Below are 17135 nucleotides of genomic sequence, written 5' to 3'. Positions count from 1 at the left end.
ACGTCGTGAATTCAATATAAACTGTTTTTGTTTGCAACATTCTGGAAATAAAAATTGTTTAGCAGCTCATAACGTATATCACTCGGATCACCATGGCCCGGATATATTCTTGTAGACTCCTTCATCTGGGAAAGTTTTTTCAGACTTCTGATCATGTCTTCTTCATTACCTCCAAAATCCATTCTTCCTATGGACATTCTGAATAACGTGTCTCCGGTGAGTATGAAGCCGTCTCCAACTATACAGGAACTTCCAGGTGTGTGCCCAGGAGTTTCCATAATTTTCAACTGGTGACTCCCAACCTTGAATACGAATCCATCACTGAATGTTATAATGCTGTCGGGAATTTCTGCCTTTAAACCCTTTATGAAATGCTCCGCCGAATAATCTTTTGATTGAAGCATTTCTTTATCCTTTTCGTTGATATAAAATGGAATATCATACTTCCTCTGTATTTCTCTTGCTGCCAGAAAATGGTCGAAGTGACCATGTGTGGCAATGATAAATTTTGGCTTCAGATTGAACTTTTCAATTTCTTCTATTATCTTTTCAGGATTTCCTCCTGCATCAACTATAACACATTCATCTGAATTTGACAGTATATAGCAGTCCGTCATCAGTGGACCAACTGTGATCTTCCTGATCTTTAAAAGTTTCAATATTTGGAAATTAGTATCTTGATTAAAATTGTTATGTTTTATACTACTGGAATTAATGAATAATTCATTCAGATAGATGTGACTGTTGTGAAAAATATTATTATATTTTTCACGGGTCTGTATTTATTAGCCTAATGCGGTATGTTATATGGATTAAAGTGAAATTTAAAATACATCAACTATGGATATTTCCAGTTTACATTTTAATTTTTACAAACATGTTTTAATAACTTATCACAATGCATTAAACATGCAATTAATAAATGATGAATATAGAACAAAATTAAAAGAACAGTTTTCTACCACAATGGTGGATGAAGTTACAATTAAGGTCTTCAAGGATGATAATAAGTCGTGCCAGTACTGCAACGATACAGAACAGCTAATGAGGGAGATAGCAGAAATAACAGATAAGGTTAAGGTTGAGATACATGAACTTGGAGATGAGGAATCAAAGAAATATAAAATAGAAAAGGCTCCAGTGGTCATACTATTTTCAGACAGATTCCAGAATGGAAATGTGAGATACTTTGGGATTCCATCAGGTTATGAATTCAGGTCTATAATTGAAGATATAGAAACATTCTCCACTGGGAAGATAGAACTCAGGGAAAGCACAATTGATAAGTTAAAAACCATTGAAAAACCGGTCAGCATAAGAGTGTTTATAACACCAACCTGCCCATACTGCCCTTCAGCAGTTAGAATGGCACACAATTTTGCCCTTGTGAACCCAAATATTACTGGAGATATGGTAGAATCATACGAATTTGAAGAAGAGGCAGAAGCCGCAGCAGTTTCAAGCGTTCCACACACAACCATAAGTAATATTGATGAGCCAATAATCGGAGCCCAACCCGAAGAGATATTCCTCGATCAGGTTCTATTTTCAGCAGCCCAGGCACCATAATCCTTTTTTTTATATACCCAAACAATATAAATAATACCAATAAACATATAATATGCTGTATCATTGTAATCCATGTCTTCAGGCGATGTTTTAAAACAAATGTTAGATAAATATGGAAATGATGAGGATGTAAAGAAAGAAATTGCCACTATGGAAAAAACATTCCAGTTTGCCCCTACAGATGGTGAGGCCTATTATGTCAAGGTAACCAAGGGTGAAGTAACATTCAATATGGGAACTGATTCAGCACCTACCGCAACAATTAGTGGAAAGGAAGAGACGTTATTGAGCCTTTTCAATGGCACAATTGATCCTGTAATGTCATACATGACAGGAAAAATTAAGATTTCTGGAGATCTCATGAGCGCAACAAAAATGACGGGTCTTGTGAAGAAACTCAGGAAGTGATCCTATGGAAATTAAGCAGGTTACGGTTATAGGATCAGGATTAATGGGTAGCGGAATAGCTCAGGTTATTGCCACTGCAGGTTTCAGGGTAAACCTGTTTGATAGTTATCCTGAAGCACTGGATAAGGGAAAGTCAGGCATAGAAAAAAGCCTAGCAAGACTTGTAAAGGCTGGGAGGATGAAGAGCGAGGACCAGAACCTTGTGATGGAAAGAATCATGTTCTATAAGGAAATGGAGCCATCTCTTAAGGGATCGCAGCTTGTGATAGAAGCTGTTCCTGAAATTCCGGAACTAAAGGAAGAAGTTTTCAATTCTGTTGAAAAGTTTGCGGAACCAGATGCAGTCCTGGCTACCAATACTTCAAATATAAGAATAACTGAAATAGCAGGCATGCTGAAAAGACCAGAGAGGCTGGTTGGAATGCATTTCTTCAATCCACCAGTCATGATGAAACTGGTAGAAGTTATAAGAGGGGAAAAATCATCTGAAGAGAACTTTCAGGAAGTGTATAACTTTTCGAAGAAAATAGGAAAGGAGCCAATAAAAGTACTAAAGGATACTGCAGGATTTGTTGTAAACAGGATCAGTGCACCTGAATCACTTTATTTCATCCTTCTACTGGAGAAAAAAGTAGATTCACCTGAGTCCATTGATGCGTTTGCGAAGAGCCAGGCTTTACCCATGGGACCTTATGAGCTTATGGATTATGTAGGAATTGATACAGTACTACATTCTCTGGATTACTACAGCAAAACTCTCTCCAGTGCATATGGAAACACAACCATACCTTTGAAGATGGTTAAAGAGAAAAAGCTGGGAATTAAAACGGGGGAAGGCTTTTACAAATGGAAAGACGGAAAGGCGCAAATACCTAAGGCAAATCCATCCTCAAAGGTGGAACTTTTGGATGTGTTCTGTCTGGAAATCAATGAGGCAGTAAAGCTCATAGAAGAAGGTGTTGCAAGCCCGGATGATATTGAAAAGGGATTCTGTCTCGGAATGAATAGACCATTTGGTCCAGTCTCTGTAGCTAAAGGTCTTTCTAACAAGGAAGTAAAGGATAAACTGACACAGTTATATGAAAAGTTTGGCGCAGATATATTCAAACCTGCCAAATCCATTGAAGATGGTAGAATGAAGGAGGCGATGGATGGTAGGTTGAAGAACTCATCGAATGTTAAGAATTCGGTAAATGAAGTAGGGAAACTTATCAAAGTCACAATTTCCGGAAAGGTGGCAAGAATTGAGCTGAATAACGGAAAAAACAATCTCCTAAATACAAATGTTCTAAAGGAACTTGACGGAGTTATTGATAAACTATGGAATGACAGAGAAGTCTTCGTTATTGTAATTGCAGGTAATGAGAATGTATTTTCTGCAGGGGCTGAGCTTACTCAATTCATACCTGATTTCATGGATTTCATGGAACACTCAAGAAAAGGCCAGAGAATATTCAGGAAGCTATCTGAAATTCCAAAAATTGTTATTGCAGAAATGAGAGGTTATGTTTTAGGTGGTGGCTTTGAACTGTCACTAAACTGCGATATAAGGGTTTCACACAGCGAATGTGTGATAGGATTCCCTGAAACAACTATAGGTCTGCTGCCAGGATGGAGTGGGAGCCAGAAGCTTGCGAAACTTATCGGTATGTCAAGGGCTTCCTATCTAATTCTAACAGGAGAGAGATTTACAGGGGATGTCGCCCGCGATTATGGTATAGTGTCCAGACTGTATCCGAAGGAAGAACTCAGGGAAAAGACGATGGAATTTGCAAGGGAACTGAGCGAAAAGGTGTCACCCATTGCTGCAGCCCTCTCAAAGAAGTTAATATACAAGGGATCTGAGGTGCCTGCGGATGTTGGACTGGAAATGGAATCCATAGCCATGGGAAACCTCTATAATTCAAAGGATTTCATGGAAGGAATTTCTGCCTTTGTTCAGAAACGGAAACCAGATTACAAATACCAGTAAATTTAATGTATAGTTGAAAAAAATTTCCAAAATTTTATTATAATTCTGATAAAGATAATATAAGTCGGTTTATTTTGCCTGACTCTTTTCATCAATCAGGTTTACAAATGCCTCTTCCAGTGATGAACCATACTCTGAAAATGTGATTACATCTCCTACGGTTTGGACCGCCTTAAGTATCTTAACTCTGTTTGAAAGATCACCGTCGAAATATATTATGGCAGATTTCTCGGTTTGTGGTTCTACATCGCTTGCAAACCCATCAAGTGCTTCCTTTAGATTGTTGGTGTTCACAGATTTCAGGAAATCCACTTTTAGACTCTTTGAATTAAATCTTGATTCGATGTTTCTTGTAGAATCCTGTAAAAGTAATTTTCCATTGTTGATGAAAAGAATGTTTTCACACGTATCGGTTACCTCCTGGAGCAGATGTGAACTCATTAGGATCATATGTTCCTTCTTCCATTCAAGAATTACATCCCTTATTATTTTCCTCTCTGCAGGATCCATACCATTTGTAGGCTCATCTAGAAATATGATGTCCGGGTTTCCTAAAAACGCTGCAACAAAAACTACTCTGGCCCTCTGACCACGGGATAATGTACCAACCTTCCTGTCCAGACCTGGTATCTTGACACGACTTCCGAAGGTTTCAAGATGATCAATTACTTCTCTCTTCTTTATGCCCTTAAGTTCACCAGCCAGTCTCACTGCTTCTTCCACGGTTAAGGCTGCATAGGGTTCTGGTGTTTCTATTAGAGCTCCAATCTTCATCAGTGCTTTTGTTCTATTTTTTGTTACATCTATTCCCTCTATCAGCACTTTTCCCTCTGTTGGATTTATGAGACCGGTCATCATCTTAAATGTGGTTGTTTTTCCAGCCCCGTTTTGTCCTAAATATGCTATAGCACCATCTCCCTCTAAATCAAAACTAATATTATCTACAGCCTTGAAATTCCCATATTTTTTGGTTAAATTGCTTACCTTCACTGACTTAGTATTCATCACTGTGGTTTCACCTCCTTTCTTCTGAATATGATATAGCTTAACCCAAGGGAAATGACCAGATAAATAAGTGTTATATAATTAGCCTCCCAGACATATGGCGTGAAAGTTTTTATGGTAAATGGTCCTCTTTTAAGGCTAGTTACGTGAGTTATTGGTCCGAATACTGCCGGAATAATACTTGTTGCGTAGTACAGATTGAACCACGGTTCAATGTTCTCTATAGATATTACTTCATCTATTATTGGCATTATGAGTACGAATGCGAGTATAGAAAACAGTATACCTATTAGTGGATTCTTAAATATGGAACTGAATAAAAATGCCAGTGCAAGAAATGCCATCAGTATAAATAGTGATTCCCCAATGGCCAGCCAGAAATTATTATTGATGTTTCCAAAAATATACTGACTCATTCCACCGACTGCAACAAATTCAATCAGAAGTGTCCCTGCAGCCAGTATAAATGCTCCAAGATATCTTCCCATTAGAATCGAAGATTTCCTAACAGGCTGTACCATTATGAAATATCCTGAATTTGTTCCAGTTTCTATACTTGTAGCATCACCACCATAGAATCCTGCAAGTATTGCAATGCTTATGGCGACAAAGCTTAACCCTGATGATAAGAACGCGGCCGAAGTAACATATTCAGTCCTTATGGTACTCACACCTACGTGGAGGTCTATTCCAACTGTTAATGCGACTATTAAAATTACTAGAATCAACATTGTTAAAAATCTTCTGGTTTTCAGGTAGAAAAGCATCTGATACTTCATCAATATGAATGTAGATTTCAGATCCCATGCCATGGTCTCTTTTTCCATTTTTCGATATTCGACAAACTCTTATAATATTTTTGCATTAAAATTTTTAAAAAATGTGAAAGTATATTTTAAGTGTGCGAAAATAACCTTAGATGATCAGCAGATGGCAGGCCACCTTCATAGGTCTCGGTAACATCATAGGTGCAGGTATATTTGTTCTTGCAGGGACTGCAATTAGTGATGCAGGTCCAGGGGCAATTATTGCCTTTGTTATAACTGCAATACTTGCCCTGACAATTGCACTTAACAGCGCGGAACTTTCTTCAAAAATTGTGTCTCACGGTGGTCTCTATTCATTTACAAAAATTACCATGGGCGAATCCGCTGGATTTGTTGTGGGATGGCTTCGGGCAATTTCGTACGCAATCGCTGCCTCTGCGGTTGCAATAGGCTTTGGTTCCTATCTTCTTTCATTTGTCAGTTTGCCATATGTATACATATTACTGCTTGCTGCCATAGTTATAGCCGTCGCAGCATTCATTGACTACCGCGGAATAAATACAGTTGCAAAGGTTGAACATGTTCTTGTGTTTATCACTATTGGCGGACTTGTTCTATTTATACTAATTTCCATATTTTATGGCCACTGGACTGCACCAAGATTTACACCTTTTATACCATCGAAACCAATGGCAATAATCGAAGCAGCTTCTCTTGCGTTCTTTGCCTATTCAGGGTTCAACACCATAGCAACCCTTGGCCCAGAAACGAAGAATCCTGAGAAGAGCATACCCTTTGCAATACTGATAGCACTGGCAGTGAGTACCATACTTTACATAATTATAATCTTCGGGATGCTTGCCCTTATGCCCTATGAGGATTACGGGGTTACTGGCAATCCTCTCTTCAACGCACTGGTATTCGCCAAAGCACCTGTTGCTGTGGAATATGCAATAAATATTGTTGCTATAATTGCGACGTTCACTGTAACCGTGTCCCTTATAGTTGCCGGATCAAGAACACTGCTACAGATGAGCCAGGATAAACTTTTGCCTAAATGGATACAGGGTAGGGAGAAAGATTCACCCAGAAGGGCAACACTGTTGATTGCAGGACTGGCTATTGTATCTCTATTTATAGGAAACGTTCAGGTTATAGCACTTGCCTCAAATTTTGGAGTTATTTTCTCCTATTCCCTGACTGGCCTTGCAGTTGTTATACTCAGAAAGAGAAAGATGGAAGGAAAGTTCAAATCACCCTTTTATCCTTTCGTTCAGATTCTGTCCATTGCGCTCTCAGCAGTTATAATGTTTGCTCTTGGGGAAAGGTCATTTTACATTGGAACCATAACAATATTGGTGGGATTCATGCTCTATTTTATAGAAAAAGAAAAATTGTTTGGAACGAAAAAAGATTCGGCAAGTGAGATCGGTCAAAATTCAATCAATTTACATGACTGAGAGCTTTTCCCAGCTCCTCTTTTAAATCCTCAGGATCTTCTATTCCCACTGAAAGTCTTACCATATCCTCTGTAACTTCCATTACCTTCCTGTCGTCCTGACTTACAGAACCGTGAGATGTATCTATGGGCAGAGTGGCAAGGGATTCAACACCCCCAAGGCTGGGGGCTGCAGAGATGCTTTCCAGTCCCTTCATAAAATTTCGTGCTCCCTTGATCCCACCCTTAACCCTAAAGGATAACATTCCTCCGAAACCTCTCATGTTTTTCTCTGCAATAGAATGATATCTATCATCCTTCAATCCGGGATAGTTCACTGAGATGACATTGGAATTCTCTTTAAGGAATTGGGCAACTTCCATAGCATTTGAGTTGTGCTGCCTCATTCTCAATCCAAGTGTCTTCATTCCCCTCTGGATGAGATATGCCTGGAATGCATCAAGAGTGGCCCCAAGATTTTTCCTCATGTCGAATATATCTGAAAGATCCGTGTTGGAACTGACAAACCCCGACATTGTATCAGAATGCCCATTCAGGTATTTTGTTCCACTGTGAACCACATAGTCAGCGCCAAGATCAAGAGGATTCTGATTGTATGGAGAGCAGAATGTCGCATCTACTATGAGTGTGATCCCATTCTTGTTACAAAGTTCACCGATGGTTTTTAAGTCAAGAACTTTCATTGATGGATTTGTTATACTTTCTGTATATATGACATCATATTTGGTAACATCAAAATCGATAGAGTTCAGTTTGTCTATAGATATTATATCCACATCCAGTCCATATTTTGGGAGCTTATTCTTGAAGAAACTGAGTGTCTGGCCATAAAGATCTATTATTGAAAGAACTCTCTTCTTCTTTCCAACAAGAGACATCATGAGTGATGTTATTCCTGCCATGCCTGTGGAAAAAGATAAGGCATGTGCTGCTCCTTCCAGTGACGCATATTTTTCTTCAAGTGCTATTACCGTTGGATTTCCCCATCTAGAATAGATAAAAGAATCGCCTGTATTTGGATCCTTCGATGACCCTTCTGTGTAATTTGGATATAAGAACGTTGCGTTCTGAAATATTGGAGTGACAACGTTGCCATATTTCTTATCCTTAAGTTCTCCAGAACTTACAGCTCTGGTGTTAAATCCTCTCTTACTCATAATTCTGACATGAAAAGAAATATAGATAACCTTTCCTGAACTTAATAAACTGCCAGAAATATTTCTCATAGGAACAAATAAGTATAAACAAAACCTAATGGAAAAGATAGAGTCATGGGTAAGTTTATTGTGATTGAGGGTATAGACAGATCAGGTAAGAGCACTCTTGCGAGGAACATTGCCATAGATCTTCAGAACAGAGGAAAGAGCGTGATTCTGACACATGAACCAACTTCCTACTTTGATTCTGGCCTGGACATTCTCTCAAAATTGAAAAGAGAGGACTACATGATTCTTCTTGCAATGTTTATAAGAGACAGAATTGAACATAACAAGTATATTCTAAAAAGTATGACCGAAGATGACTTTGTCATATGTGACAGATACTCCCTTTCATCCCTTGCCTATCAGGGAGTTTTCTTAAAGGAACATTTCAAAGATCAGGACCAATTTTACAGATGGATTGAAAATGTTCTATCCATAAGTCACATCGAACCTGATCTTACCATATTCATAGACTTCAACGGAAAGTCGTTTAGACAGGGAAATGGTGAAAAGAGAGAGCTAGAAATATTTGAGGAGAACGAGTACCTTAAGGATGTTTATAACATTTACACCGAAGCAATAAAAAGAGGGATATTTTTCAATCAGGGAAGGATAATAGGTGGAAATGGAAGCAAGGAAGAAATGCTAAATGAGGCTATAAAGGAAATCCTGCAGATTTTCCACATTCAGTAAAAATCGTAATTTATTGATTGCCATGATCGTTAAGAATTTACTGTGTTGTCACTATGATCTGATCGCCATCAAAAAGTATGGTATGTTCTGCCTGTGATATCATTGCTCCCTTATGTTCCTTAAGCACTGCAAAATGGCTTATTTGTTTCATGAAAAGATTTTTCTTCAGATAATCCTTGTAATCTGGTTTGACCTTCGCCAGCCACCTTTCAGCAAAGGGCAGTGTACTGAAGTTCTGTATCACTGGATCCTTTGGATCAGGTTTTGTTCCGCTGAATATGTATATGTTGCCTCCCATTCCATTGTGTATCAGTCCTATGCCTGTGGAGGCAAATGGTTCAATTGCAATCAATTGTCCGTTTTCAATTCTTCTTCCATTGCCGTCATCATAGTTCGGGATGAATATAGTAGAATGAAGATCGTTTCTCTTGATTCCGTGGCCACCAAGATTTTTAACCGGTTTGAACCCGAATGATTCTATCTTTTCGCCAATAGCCTGCCCTATTTTGTATATTTCTATGTTTGGTCTCAGTACCTTCAGAGCAGCATTGAGTGCTTCCCTTGTACAGTCTATGAGATTACTGTAATCTCCCTTTCCTCCGATTTCAACTGTTGTTGCATTATCTGATATGTATCCATCTATCTGAGCGCCTATATCTACCTTAACAAGATCACCCGTTTTGAATGTCTTCTTATCATTTGGGGCTGGAGTATAGTGAGCAGCCTCGTTGTTTATTGATAGATTAAGGGGAAAGGATGGTTTTCCACCATTCTCGCGAATAAAATTCTCAGTCTTTTCTGCCACATCAAGGAATAATGCTCCCGGTTCTATTAGTGATGAGGCGACTTCCAGGGCTTTCCTACCCAGTTTGCCTGCCTCAAGAATCTTTATTTTTTCTTCTGCATCCATGGGTTGGTATTTTATTAAAGAATTTATAGGATTGCCTATAACTTTTCTCTTAATATAAATTTACAGGATCTTGAGTTTTCCAGTACGGTGCTCATCTGTATTATTTCCATTCCAAATATGTAACTGAGAAAATCCCTCTCAAAGGAGCAGGCTTCCCTGTACTTTTCAGCTATCTTAATTAAGGGGCAGTTAAATTCAGAAATCTCTATGGAACCATCCTGTCTTTCTGTGACTTCAGCCAGATACCCTTCCCTGTTCCTCATTTCCTCGAACTTTTTAAGTATTGATTCCCAGTCCATGCCCATGAGTTCCATTCTGTATTCCTCAATGAGCTTCTCGTTTCTTAAGGCCATTATCTCCTTTATCATGCTACAGCCAAATTTTTTTTCCACATAAGATAGAGCATCTTCTGCAATACTACGGTAAATGTCCTGTAGCTGATCATACGCATTATTTGTTACATTGACCTTGCATACCGGTCTTCCTTTTCCAGTCTGAACATATGTTCTTGAAATTACTCCATCCCTTTCCAGCAGACTGACCTGCTTCAGAATGGCCGTTTTTGACATCTTCAATTCGTTACTTAGTTGTGAAAGCGTTGGAGAATCCAGCTTTTTTACTGTTTCAAGGACCCTTACCCTTGATGGTTTTCCCCTTGCTGATACACTCACAGTTCAATATTTTATTATCTTTATTAATCATTTTCATAACTTGTGCAGTTATTTTTAAAGATTACTGTTTCCCATGATTCCTCCAAATCTTGATTTTTTTTGTCTTGTTGCTATCTTTATGTCAGACTCGTTGAATTCAGGTGGTAAGCCTTTTCCATTTGCATAATCAAAGATCACAAGTTTGAAGATGTTCGAATATGTGAAGTTTAGTATCAATCCTATAGCCATGATTATAATACCAGCACTCAGCATAGCAGCAAATCCAACCACTGTCAGTGTTGATATTCCCAGTATCAATCCGAATATAAAGATGAGAAATCCCAGTAGAACTATTGCCAGTGTATACAGATCGATGTACGCTATTCCGCCAAAGGTCTGACCAAAGTTTCTTGTTATGGTTTCAACGCTATGCTTCACCGCCTCTATAGGCCCACACTTATAGTCGAGAATTGCTGGAACAGCAAAGAATGTAGAAATAGATATAATAAATGAACCTACGGCTCCTATTATTATCTGGCTAAAACCACGAAATCTTGACTCTATCATTCTCATGATCATTACTAGAATTGAATAGAATATAGCCCATTCAATGGCTTCTTTTTTGTAGGTGAATCCCTTATTCAGTGATTCTCTGATCCCCCTATTGTCTCCCTTAAGAATTGATCTGTAGGCTATCATCATTGATAGTAGAATAACAGTTGCAAGGAAACCAATCAGTATGTACGCCAGAATAAAACTTCCAATATAAATCAATAGAACACTACTATTTGCACCTGAATCTAATGGAATTGTGAAAAAGAGTGACAGGAACGTTGCAATAAAAATAATAATAGCTGTGATACCAGAAAGAAGTGGATATGTAACCAATCCTTTATGACCTGAAACAGATTTTCTCACGCTTTTCGCAAGTCTCCATCCGGCCTTCATTCTTTCAAACATGATAATCTATTTTAAGTTAATATTTTAAGTTGAGTAATTAAGGTTTTTATGATATTTAAAAAACAGTTGGAATTGTCCAATGTGGGAGTTCATAACCTTACAGGAAAAACATGATTTTTCAAATAAATTAACGGGCTGGTTTGAACTATAGAATTTAAAACACAATAGAAATTTATAGTTTAAATCAATGGAACCCCATGACATGGTACAAAGTTGCGAAAGACGGAAACATGAAGGATGGAGATCTGGCAAAGGTAAAAGTTGACGGCAAAGAAGTTTTAATAATAAAGGATGGAGACAACTATTATGCAACATCACATCTCTGCACACATGAAGAATATGACCTTTCAGAGGGCTTCATGGACAACCATGAACTGATCTGCCCAAACCATTTTGCGACGTTCAATCCTAAGAATGGGGAGGTTATAAGCCCTCCAGAGGGCTCTGGTAGTATCTCATCCCTTAAGTCATATAAAACAAAGGTAGAGAATGGAGATATAATGGTAGAATTACAATGAATATTCTTGTTCTTGCAAAACAGGTACCTGATGTAAGCAAGATAACCTTCAACCCGGAAACCGGAAGAATTGTTAGGGAAGGAGTACCACTAAACATCAATTCATTTGATAGAAGGGCCGTAGAGGAAGCTATTCGGATTAAGGAGAAGAACGGTGCCAAAGTAATGGTTGCATCCATGGGACCACCCCAGGCGGTGGATATTTTGGATGAATGCCTTCAGATGGGAGCGGATGAAGCTTTCCTAATAACTGATCGGAAGTTTGGAGGTGCGGATACGTGGGCAACCTCAAAAATTTTATCTCATTTTATAAAAATAAAATCTCCTGACCTTGTACTTGCAGGGAAGTACTCCCTTGATGGAGAGACCAGTCAGGTACCTCCACAAACATCCTACATGGCAGGTATGAATTTTGTGTCGGCAGTAAGCAAGCTTGAAATAATGGAAGATGGTAAAAAGGTTACTGTAGAACAGGATTATGAAAAGGGCACAAGGGTGATCACTACTTCGCTTCCTGTGCTTATTTCAGTAAGTGAAAAAATTAACAGGGCGAGAAGGGTTCCTGAAGGTACTCCTTCAATGAAGGATAGGGTCCAAATTGTAAATTCCGAGAGCATGAAACTTGATATCAATGGCAACGACGCATCCCTGACAGTTGTTTCTGGAACTGAAGCACTGCACAATGAGAGAACTGTTAAAATGATATCACTTGATGAGGTGTTTGAACTGTTATCCAGGAAAATGAAAGAAGGAGGCAGCAAAAAAAGATCTCAAAAAACTGTACTCAACAGTGATTTTTCAGGTGGCAAGATACTTGGAGTTGCACTTGATGACAGAGACTCCGGGATGCAGATTGCAACCAAACTCAATGATCTTTCGTTCCAGATAAATGCGGAACCGGTTATGATAGGAAATGTAGATCCCAACCTGTTGCATGGAATGAGTGCAAGTGAATATATACATTTCAACTCAGAAGATATATATTCAATTTCTAGATTTCTGGCTGATTACATCAAAAAGGAAAGACCAAAATTTGTGATTATTCCCTCAAACTCAGCTGGAAAGGATGTAGCTGGTATTATATCTGCTGAACTATCCCTCGGACTAACTGCAGACTGTGTGGATTTAAAAATCGAGGGTGAAAACCTTATTCAATATAAGCCAGCTTTTGGTGGAGGAATTGTTGCAAGGATAACATCAAAGACAAAACCCGAAATTGCAACAGTAAGACCGGGGATATTCCTTGAGAAAGTAACGGATAGAGAAATGACTGTTCGGGAAATATATCTGAAGAACTCGGAAAGATACGAAATAGTTGAGAACAGGATAATTGAATCAAAATATATTCCGCTGCAATCTTCTAACATTGTTATTGGCATTGGTAGAGGCGTAAAGGGAAAGCAAACCATAGATCATGTTGTTGATCTCGGAGAAAAGCTAGGTATTGCAGTAGGTGGAACTAGACCAGTGGTTGATATGAGATTGATGCCAAGGCAACAGCAAATTGGTCTTACAGGATTATCCATTGCCCCTGATCTCTATATTGCACTTGGTGTTGCTGGGATGGATTACCACATTGTAGGATTAAGATATGCCAAAAACATTCTTGCAATTAACAATGATCCTAATGCGCCAATATTTAGATATGCAGATTACGGGTGTACTGAAGATGCTCAGAAATTTATTGACAAACTTGATGCTTTTGTCAGTAATCTGACCTGATCCTGCTTCTTTGAATCTTATCCTGACTTGCCTCGTATTTCTGCAATACAATCCCCATTATCATCGCTGCAGCAGCAAAAACCTGTGCACTAACGTCAGGCAGACCCATACCATATAGTGCAATCCAAATTGCGAGAGCGCCTGCGAATGCAGCTACATAAATAACAACCTTGTTGAATCTGTAATATGTTACAACGAACGCTATCAGTGCTGCAATGCCTGCAATGACCACACCAGCTCCAGATACGTAGTTCAGTCCTATAAAAACTGTGAATGCGATAGATGCACAGATGGCAATTTCAGCAAGGAACTTGAATGCGACAGCACCTATTACTGCACCTATTGCAAATATGAGTATTGTCGGTAGACCCGTAAAATGGAATCTTACCAGAATGTATGCAGTGATTACAAAGCCTCCATACGCTCCAAGAGCCAGCATTATTAGTTTCCATGACTTTTCTCCTCTAAAACTCAAGCCTATGCCTATTAGCAAAAGAATTAGATTAACTGTAAAAGATGAATAGCCAAGTATATTAGATGGTAGCAGGTGGTGTGAAACTACAAAATCCATTTATAATATGATATAAACTCCTTATATTTTATGATCATGATAACCACTCTATAAAAATAATGAGATATAATCATTTAACTAGTTTGCATGAATTAGGTTTACAATGGAAAGAGTGATCATTTGCAGTGGAGATCATGTATCCCTTGCAGTACTTGTTCGTGAGGATGCTCCTGTTCTTTACAGAATAATAAATGACCCTGAAGTACACAGATTCCTCTCATCACCATCAAGAATTTATTCACTTGTTGATGAGTATGAATGGATAGATAACTCAGCAAACATTTATGAAAAGAGTGTAAATTTTGCAATCATTGAAAATAAAACAAAGGAAGTTACAGGGATAATAGGCATAAATCCAATAGATTCTGACAGGAATGGACATGTTGGATATTTCCTTTCGAGGGATAAATGGGGAATGGGTTATATGACTGAGTCTCTGAAGCTGATGGTGGAATTTTCTTTTAATACTATGAACCTACGCAAGCTTTATACAAACGTTTACAAACCTAATGAGGCATCGAAAAAAGTTCTAGAGAAAAACGGATTCAAACACAGTGGAACAATGAAAGATCATCATTTTGTCCCTGGTTATGGGTATGTTGATGAATTTTACTATGAACTTATAAACAAAAATTACAAATAATTTAGTTCTGCTCTTTCTTGAACGTGATTAAATAGTATTTTTGACAAAATCCCAGTATTTTTTAGCCGCATCTCTGGCCATTTCCTCTGTTAGAAATAGAAATGATCTTTTAATAATATCCTTCCTTGTTCTTCTAATATTCTTCAGATGTGATCTTGCAATTTTTGCATTGCTTATGGTTACTTTCCCATCTTTATTTTTCATTATTTTACTATTGTTTCCTTCTTCCGTTCTTTCTAATTCCACCACTCTACTTGTTACCATTGGAACATTAAGGTTGACTCCCTTAAGGTCCATGTAACCCCTTGGTGGGAAAAATACAGCATAATCCTTTAATCGAAGAACTGCCCCAAACGTGATTACGGCATCCTCGATTTGTTCAACCGGAATATCCATCTTTATACGGTTTTTTATAATCTTGGCGACTCTGGTACTAGTAATAACATACCGTGCAGAAAATTCCGTTTTAAATTTAGCCAGTGAAAATCCAAGTATGACTAAGGTCACTATAGTGGTAACTCCAACTGTAATTAGGATTTCTTCAACGGTTAAATTGGAATTTGAACCAAAACCAATGAATTCAACCAATGCTATAACAACTGGAGATAGGAGTGATATAAGATTTGAAAATACCCTAGAAGTTATACTTTTTTTGTAAGATTCTCGGGACGGTGAGTATTCTCCAAGTATTTTTTCCCCAGGCAATATATCTCCAAGATCGACTATATTTTTACCTGATTTTAATGAGTGTGCCCCAACATTTCCCATATCTGTGCCCAAAATAGTTCCACAGGAAGTGCAATAATCATAACCATTTGTGATAACTGATCCGCACTGACTGCATCGTCTCTTTCTTATAATATCACTCCTTAAAAATTAACTCGTATCATATAAAGTTTTATTGACATAACGAATGGGAAAATTCACTTCGTCCTTGCAATTATCCTTATGACATCTGAATCCTTTAACTCGTAATTTCTTCCAAGGATCATCTTTGTTCTCCCATTAATTGCCCTTATGAATCCCTCTCCTATGTCTGTATGAACTTCATACGCAAGATCTTCCGCAGTCTGGCCCTGACTCATTATTATGGCGTCTGGGAGAATATTTCCATCCTTGTCGCACCATTTTGTTTCATCATAAACCGGATACACAACTATTTTTTTCAGATCAGTTCTTATTATATCCGTCAGCACATCGAAAATTCTTGATAGTGTTCCTGATCTATAATCCATATCCATCTTCTGGATTGCTTCCCTTTGCTTTTGATTTGCTTTTTCTCGTGGTCTGATATCTTTTATGCCTTCTATCAGACCTCCGTTGAATGCTCTCTCTATAGAAAGCTCATAATCTGATGATATTATAACGAATCCTTTGTCCACATATTGTTTCCGATTTTCAATCAAGTCTCCCTTGTTCAGTACTCTTACAATGGGTCTAATTTCACTCATGACTGTGGAAGAAAACTCCCTTTTCTCATCTTCATTCCATTTGGTAATATCTTCTGTGAAATGATGTTTCTGTAATATTTCCCTGATGTCTTTTTGCTTCAGATTAAAAAATGCTGCTTTCTGCAGTAGAGCCTCCTCCAGTGTAATGTGCGACTGTGAGAGCTTTCTTGTGAATTTTTCCCAGTCGCTGGAAAATCTTGAGGTGAACCATCTCATTATTTCATTTTCAGTTGATTCTGCATCGTGAATCAGTTCCTCTGGACTCAGAATCTGCTTTTCTTCATTTATGGGATCCAGCAGGTTGATTATGGCAGTGGTATCTCTCAACGCGTCCATGAACATGTTGCCCATTCCCCTTCCTTCACTTGATCCCTCTATTAATCCTGGAACGTCAACCATTTCCACGGGTATGAATCTGGTACCGTTTTCACATCTTCCTCTTCTGGGATTACATGGCTTACCCAGTTCAGTATCCGGACATACAGTATCCATAAAACCAATCCCATCATTAGGCTGTGTTGTGGTGAATGCATAATTTCCTATTGCAACCATTGTACCTGTGATGGCTGAAAAAAGTGTTGATTTACCGGCGTTTGGCTTTCCCGCTATGCCTATTTTAATTGCTGACATGATTTT

Annotated in this window: 18 protein-coding genes; 8 read left to right on the top strand and 10 right to left on the bottom strand. The window is 38.3% G+C overall.

All coding sequences use genetic code 11. The features are described from left to right. Positions 1–11: 11 nt before the first annotated feature. Positions 12–659, bottom strand: a complete 648-nt coding sequence (locus CSP5_RS00955; RefSeq protein WP_021789318.1) for an MBL fold metallo-hydrolase — start codon at positions 657–659, stop codon at positions 12–14. Between the two features lie 250 nt (positions 660–909). Between CSP5_RS00955 and pdo the strand changes: the two genes are divergently transcribed. The 3 genes from pdo to CSP5_RS00940 all read left to right on the top strand — a co-directional run bounded on the left by pdo (position 910) and on the right by CSP5_RS00940 (position 3949). Further along, positions 910–1569 (top strand): protein disulfide oxidoreductase, encoded by a 660-nt coding sequence (gene pdo, locus CSP5_RS00950; protein ID WP_077076757.1) that lies wholly within the window; start codon positions 910–912, stop codon positions 1567–1569. 99 nt (positions 1570–1668) lie between these two features. Next, positions 1669–1977, top strand: coding sequence for an SCP2 sterol-binding domain-containing protein (locus tag CSP5_RS00945; protein WP_171970407.1), 309 nt, complete (start codon positions 1669–1671; stop codon positions 1975–1977). Positions 1978–1981: 4 nt separating this feature from the next. Then, a complete protein-coding gene (locus CSP5_RS00940; protein ID WP_021789321.1) occupies positions 1982–3949 on the top strand; it encodes a 3-hydroxyacyl-CoA dehydrogenase/enoyl-CoA hydratase family protein in 1968 nt (655 codons plus the stop codon). Positions 3950–4018: 69 nt separating this feature from the next. On the opposite strand, the gene CSP5_RS00935 is transcribed toward CSP5_RS00940, so the two are convergent. Then, positions 4019–4954: an ABC transporter ATP-binding protein gene (locus CSP5_RS00935; RefSeq protein ID WP_077075836.1), complete on the bottom strand. Its 936-nt coding sequence runs from the start codon at positions 4952–4954 to the stop codon at positions 4019–4021. Then, entirely contained in the window at positions 4954–5781 is an 828-nt protein-coding gene (locus CSP5_RS00930; protein ID WP_077075835.1) for an ABC transporter permease, read from the bottom strand. The genes CSP5_RS00935 and CSP5_RS00930 overlap by 1 nt, the downstream gene beginning before the upstream one ends. A gap of 92 nt (positions 5782–5873) precedes the next feature. Between CSP5_RS00930 and CSP5_RS00925 the strand changes: the two genes are divergently transcribed. Beyond that, on the top strand, positions 5874–7181 hold the full coding sequence (locus tag CSP5_RS00925; RefSeq protein ID WP_148689472.1) for an APC family permease: 1308 nt from the start codon (positions 5874–5876) through the stop codon (positions 7179–7181). Here CSP5_RS00925 and CSP5_RS00920 read toward each other — a convergent pair. After that, positions 7165–8337, bottom strand: a complete 1173-nt coding sequence (locus tag CSP5_RS00920; RefSeq protein WP_148689471.1) for a trans-sulfuration enzyme family protein — start codon at positions 8335–8337, stop codon at positions 7165–7167. The genes CSP5_RS00925 and CSP5_RS00920 overlap by 17 nt on opposite strands. A gap of 114 nt (positions 8338–8451) precedes the next feature. On the opposite strand from CSP5_RS00920, the gene tmk reads away from it, so the two are divergent. Further along, positions 8452–9075 carry a dTMP kinase gene (gene tmk / locus CSP5_RS00915; protein WP_148689470.1) on the top strand — a complete coding sequence of 208 codons (624 nt, stop codon included), beginning with the start codon at positions 8452–8454 and terminating at the stop codon, positions 9073–9075. 37 nt (positions 9076–9112) lie between these two features. Here the strand turns inward: tmk and map are convergent, their stop codons facing one another. From map to CSP5_RS00900, 3 genes are read right to left on the bottom strand one after another with little or no spacing between them, the layout of a single operon-like run. Then, positions 9113–9985 (bottom strand): type II methionyl aminopeptidase, encoded by an 873-nt coding sequence (map, locus tag CSP5_RS00910; protein WP_148689469.1) that lies wholly within the window; start codon positions 9983–9985, stop codon positions 9113–9115. Between the two features lie 35 nt (positions 9986–10020). Then, positions 10021–10656, bottom strand: a complete 636-nt coding sequence (locus CSP5_RS00905; protein WP_148689468.1) for a helix-turn-helix transcriptional regulator — start codon at positions 10654–10656, stop codon at positions 10021–10023. A 54-nt stretch (positions 10657–10710) separates the two neighbouring features. After that, complete coding sequence (locus tag CSP5_RS00900; protein ID WP_148689467.1) at positions 10711–11595, bottom strand: DUF6159 family protein; 885 nt, start codon at positions 11593–11595, stop codon at positions 10711–10713. 197 nt (positions 11596–11792) lie between these two features. Between CSP5_RS00900 and CSP5_RS00895 the strand changes: the two genes are divergently transcribed. Beyond that, positions 11793–12113 carry a Rieske (2Fe-2S) protein gene (locus tag CSP5_RS00895; RefSeq protein ID WP_148689466.1) on the top strand — a complete coding sequence of 107 codons (321 nt, stop codon included), beginning with the start codon at positions 11793–11795 and terminating at the stop codon, positions 12111–12113. Beyond that, the gene (locus CSP5_RS00890) at positions 12110–13834 is read left to right on the top strand and encodes an FAD-binding protein (RefSeq protein WP_148689465.1); all 1725 of its coding nucleotides are present in this window, start codon (positions 12110–12112) and stop codon (positions 13832–13834) included. Before CSP5_RS00895 ends, CSP5_RS00890 begins: the two co-directional genes overlap by 4 nt. Here CSP5_RS00890 and CSP5_RS00885 read toward each other — a convergent pair. Continuing rightward, complete coding sequence (locus CSP5_RS00885) at positions 13818–14405, bottom strand: hypothetical protein (RefSeq protein ID WP_021789332.1); 588 nt, start codon at positions 14403–14405, stop codon at positions 13818–13820. The genes CSP5_RS00890 and CSP5_RS00885 overlap by 17 nt on opposite strands. Before the next feature lie 103 nt (positions 14406–14508). Here CSP5_RS00885 and CSP5_RS00880 point away from each other — a divergent pair, with 103 nt between their 5' ends. Continuing rightward, positions 14509–15048: a GNAT family N-acetyltransferase gene (locus CSP5_RS00880; RefSeq protein WP_148689464.1), complete on the top strand. Its 540-nt coding sequence runs from the start codon at positions 14509–14511 to the stop codon at positions 15046–15048. A 27-nt stretch (positions 15049–15075) separates the two neighbouring features. Here CSP5_RS00880 and CSP5_RS00875 read toward each other — a convergent pair whose 3' ends face one another. Together CSP5_RS00875 and CSP5_RS00870 are read right to left on the bottom strand one after the other, a co-directional pair. Further along, complete coding sequence (locus tag CSP5_RS00875) at positions 15076–15828, bottom strand: hypothetical protein (RefSeq protein ID WP_148689463.1); 753 nt, start codon at positions 15826–15828, stop codon at positions 15076–15078. A 143-nt stretch (positions 15829–15971) separates the two neighbouring features. After that, positions 15972–17129 carry a GTPase gene (locus tag CSP5_RS00870; RefSeq protein WP_148689462.1) on the bottom strand — a complete coding sequence of 386 codons (1158 nt, stop codon included), beginning with the start codon at positions 17127–17129 and terminating at the stop codon, positions 15972–15974. Positions 17130–17135 lie beyond the last annotated feature (6 nt).

This window comes from Cuniculiplasma divulgatum (assembly GCF_900083515.1).
Classification (GTDB): Archaea; Thermoplasmatota; Thermoplasmata; order Thermoplasmatales; family Thermoplasmataceae; genus Cuniculiplasma; species Cuniculiplasma divulgatum.
Note: the sequence above shows the minus strand (reverse complement) of the source record. Positions and strands in the feature narration are given on the sequence as shown.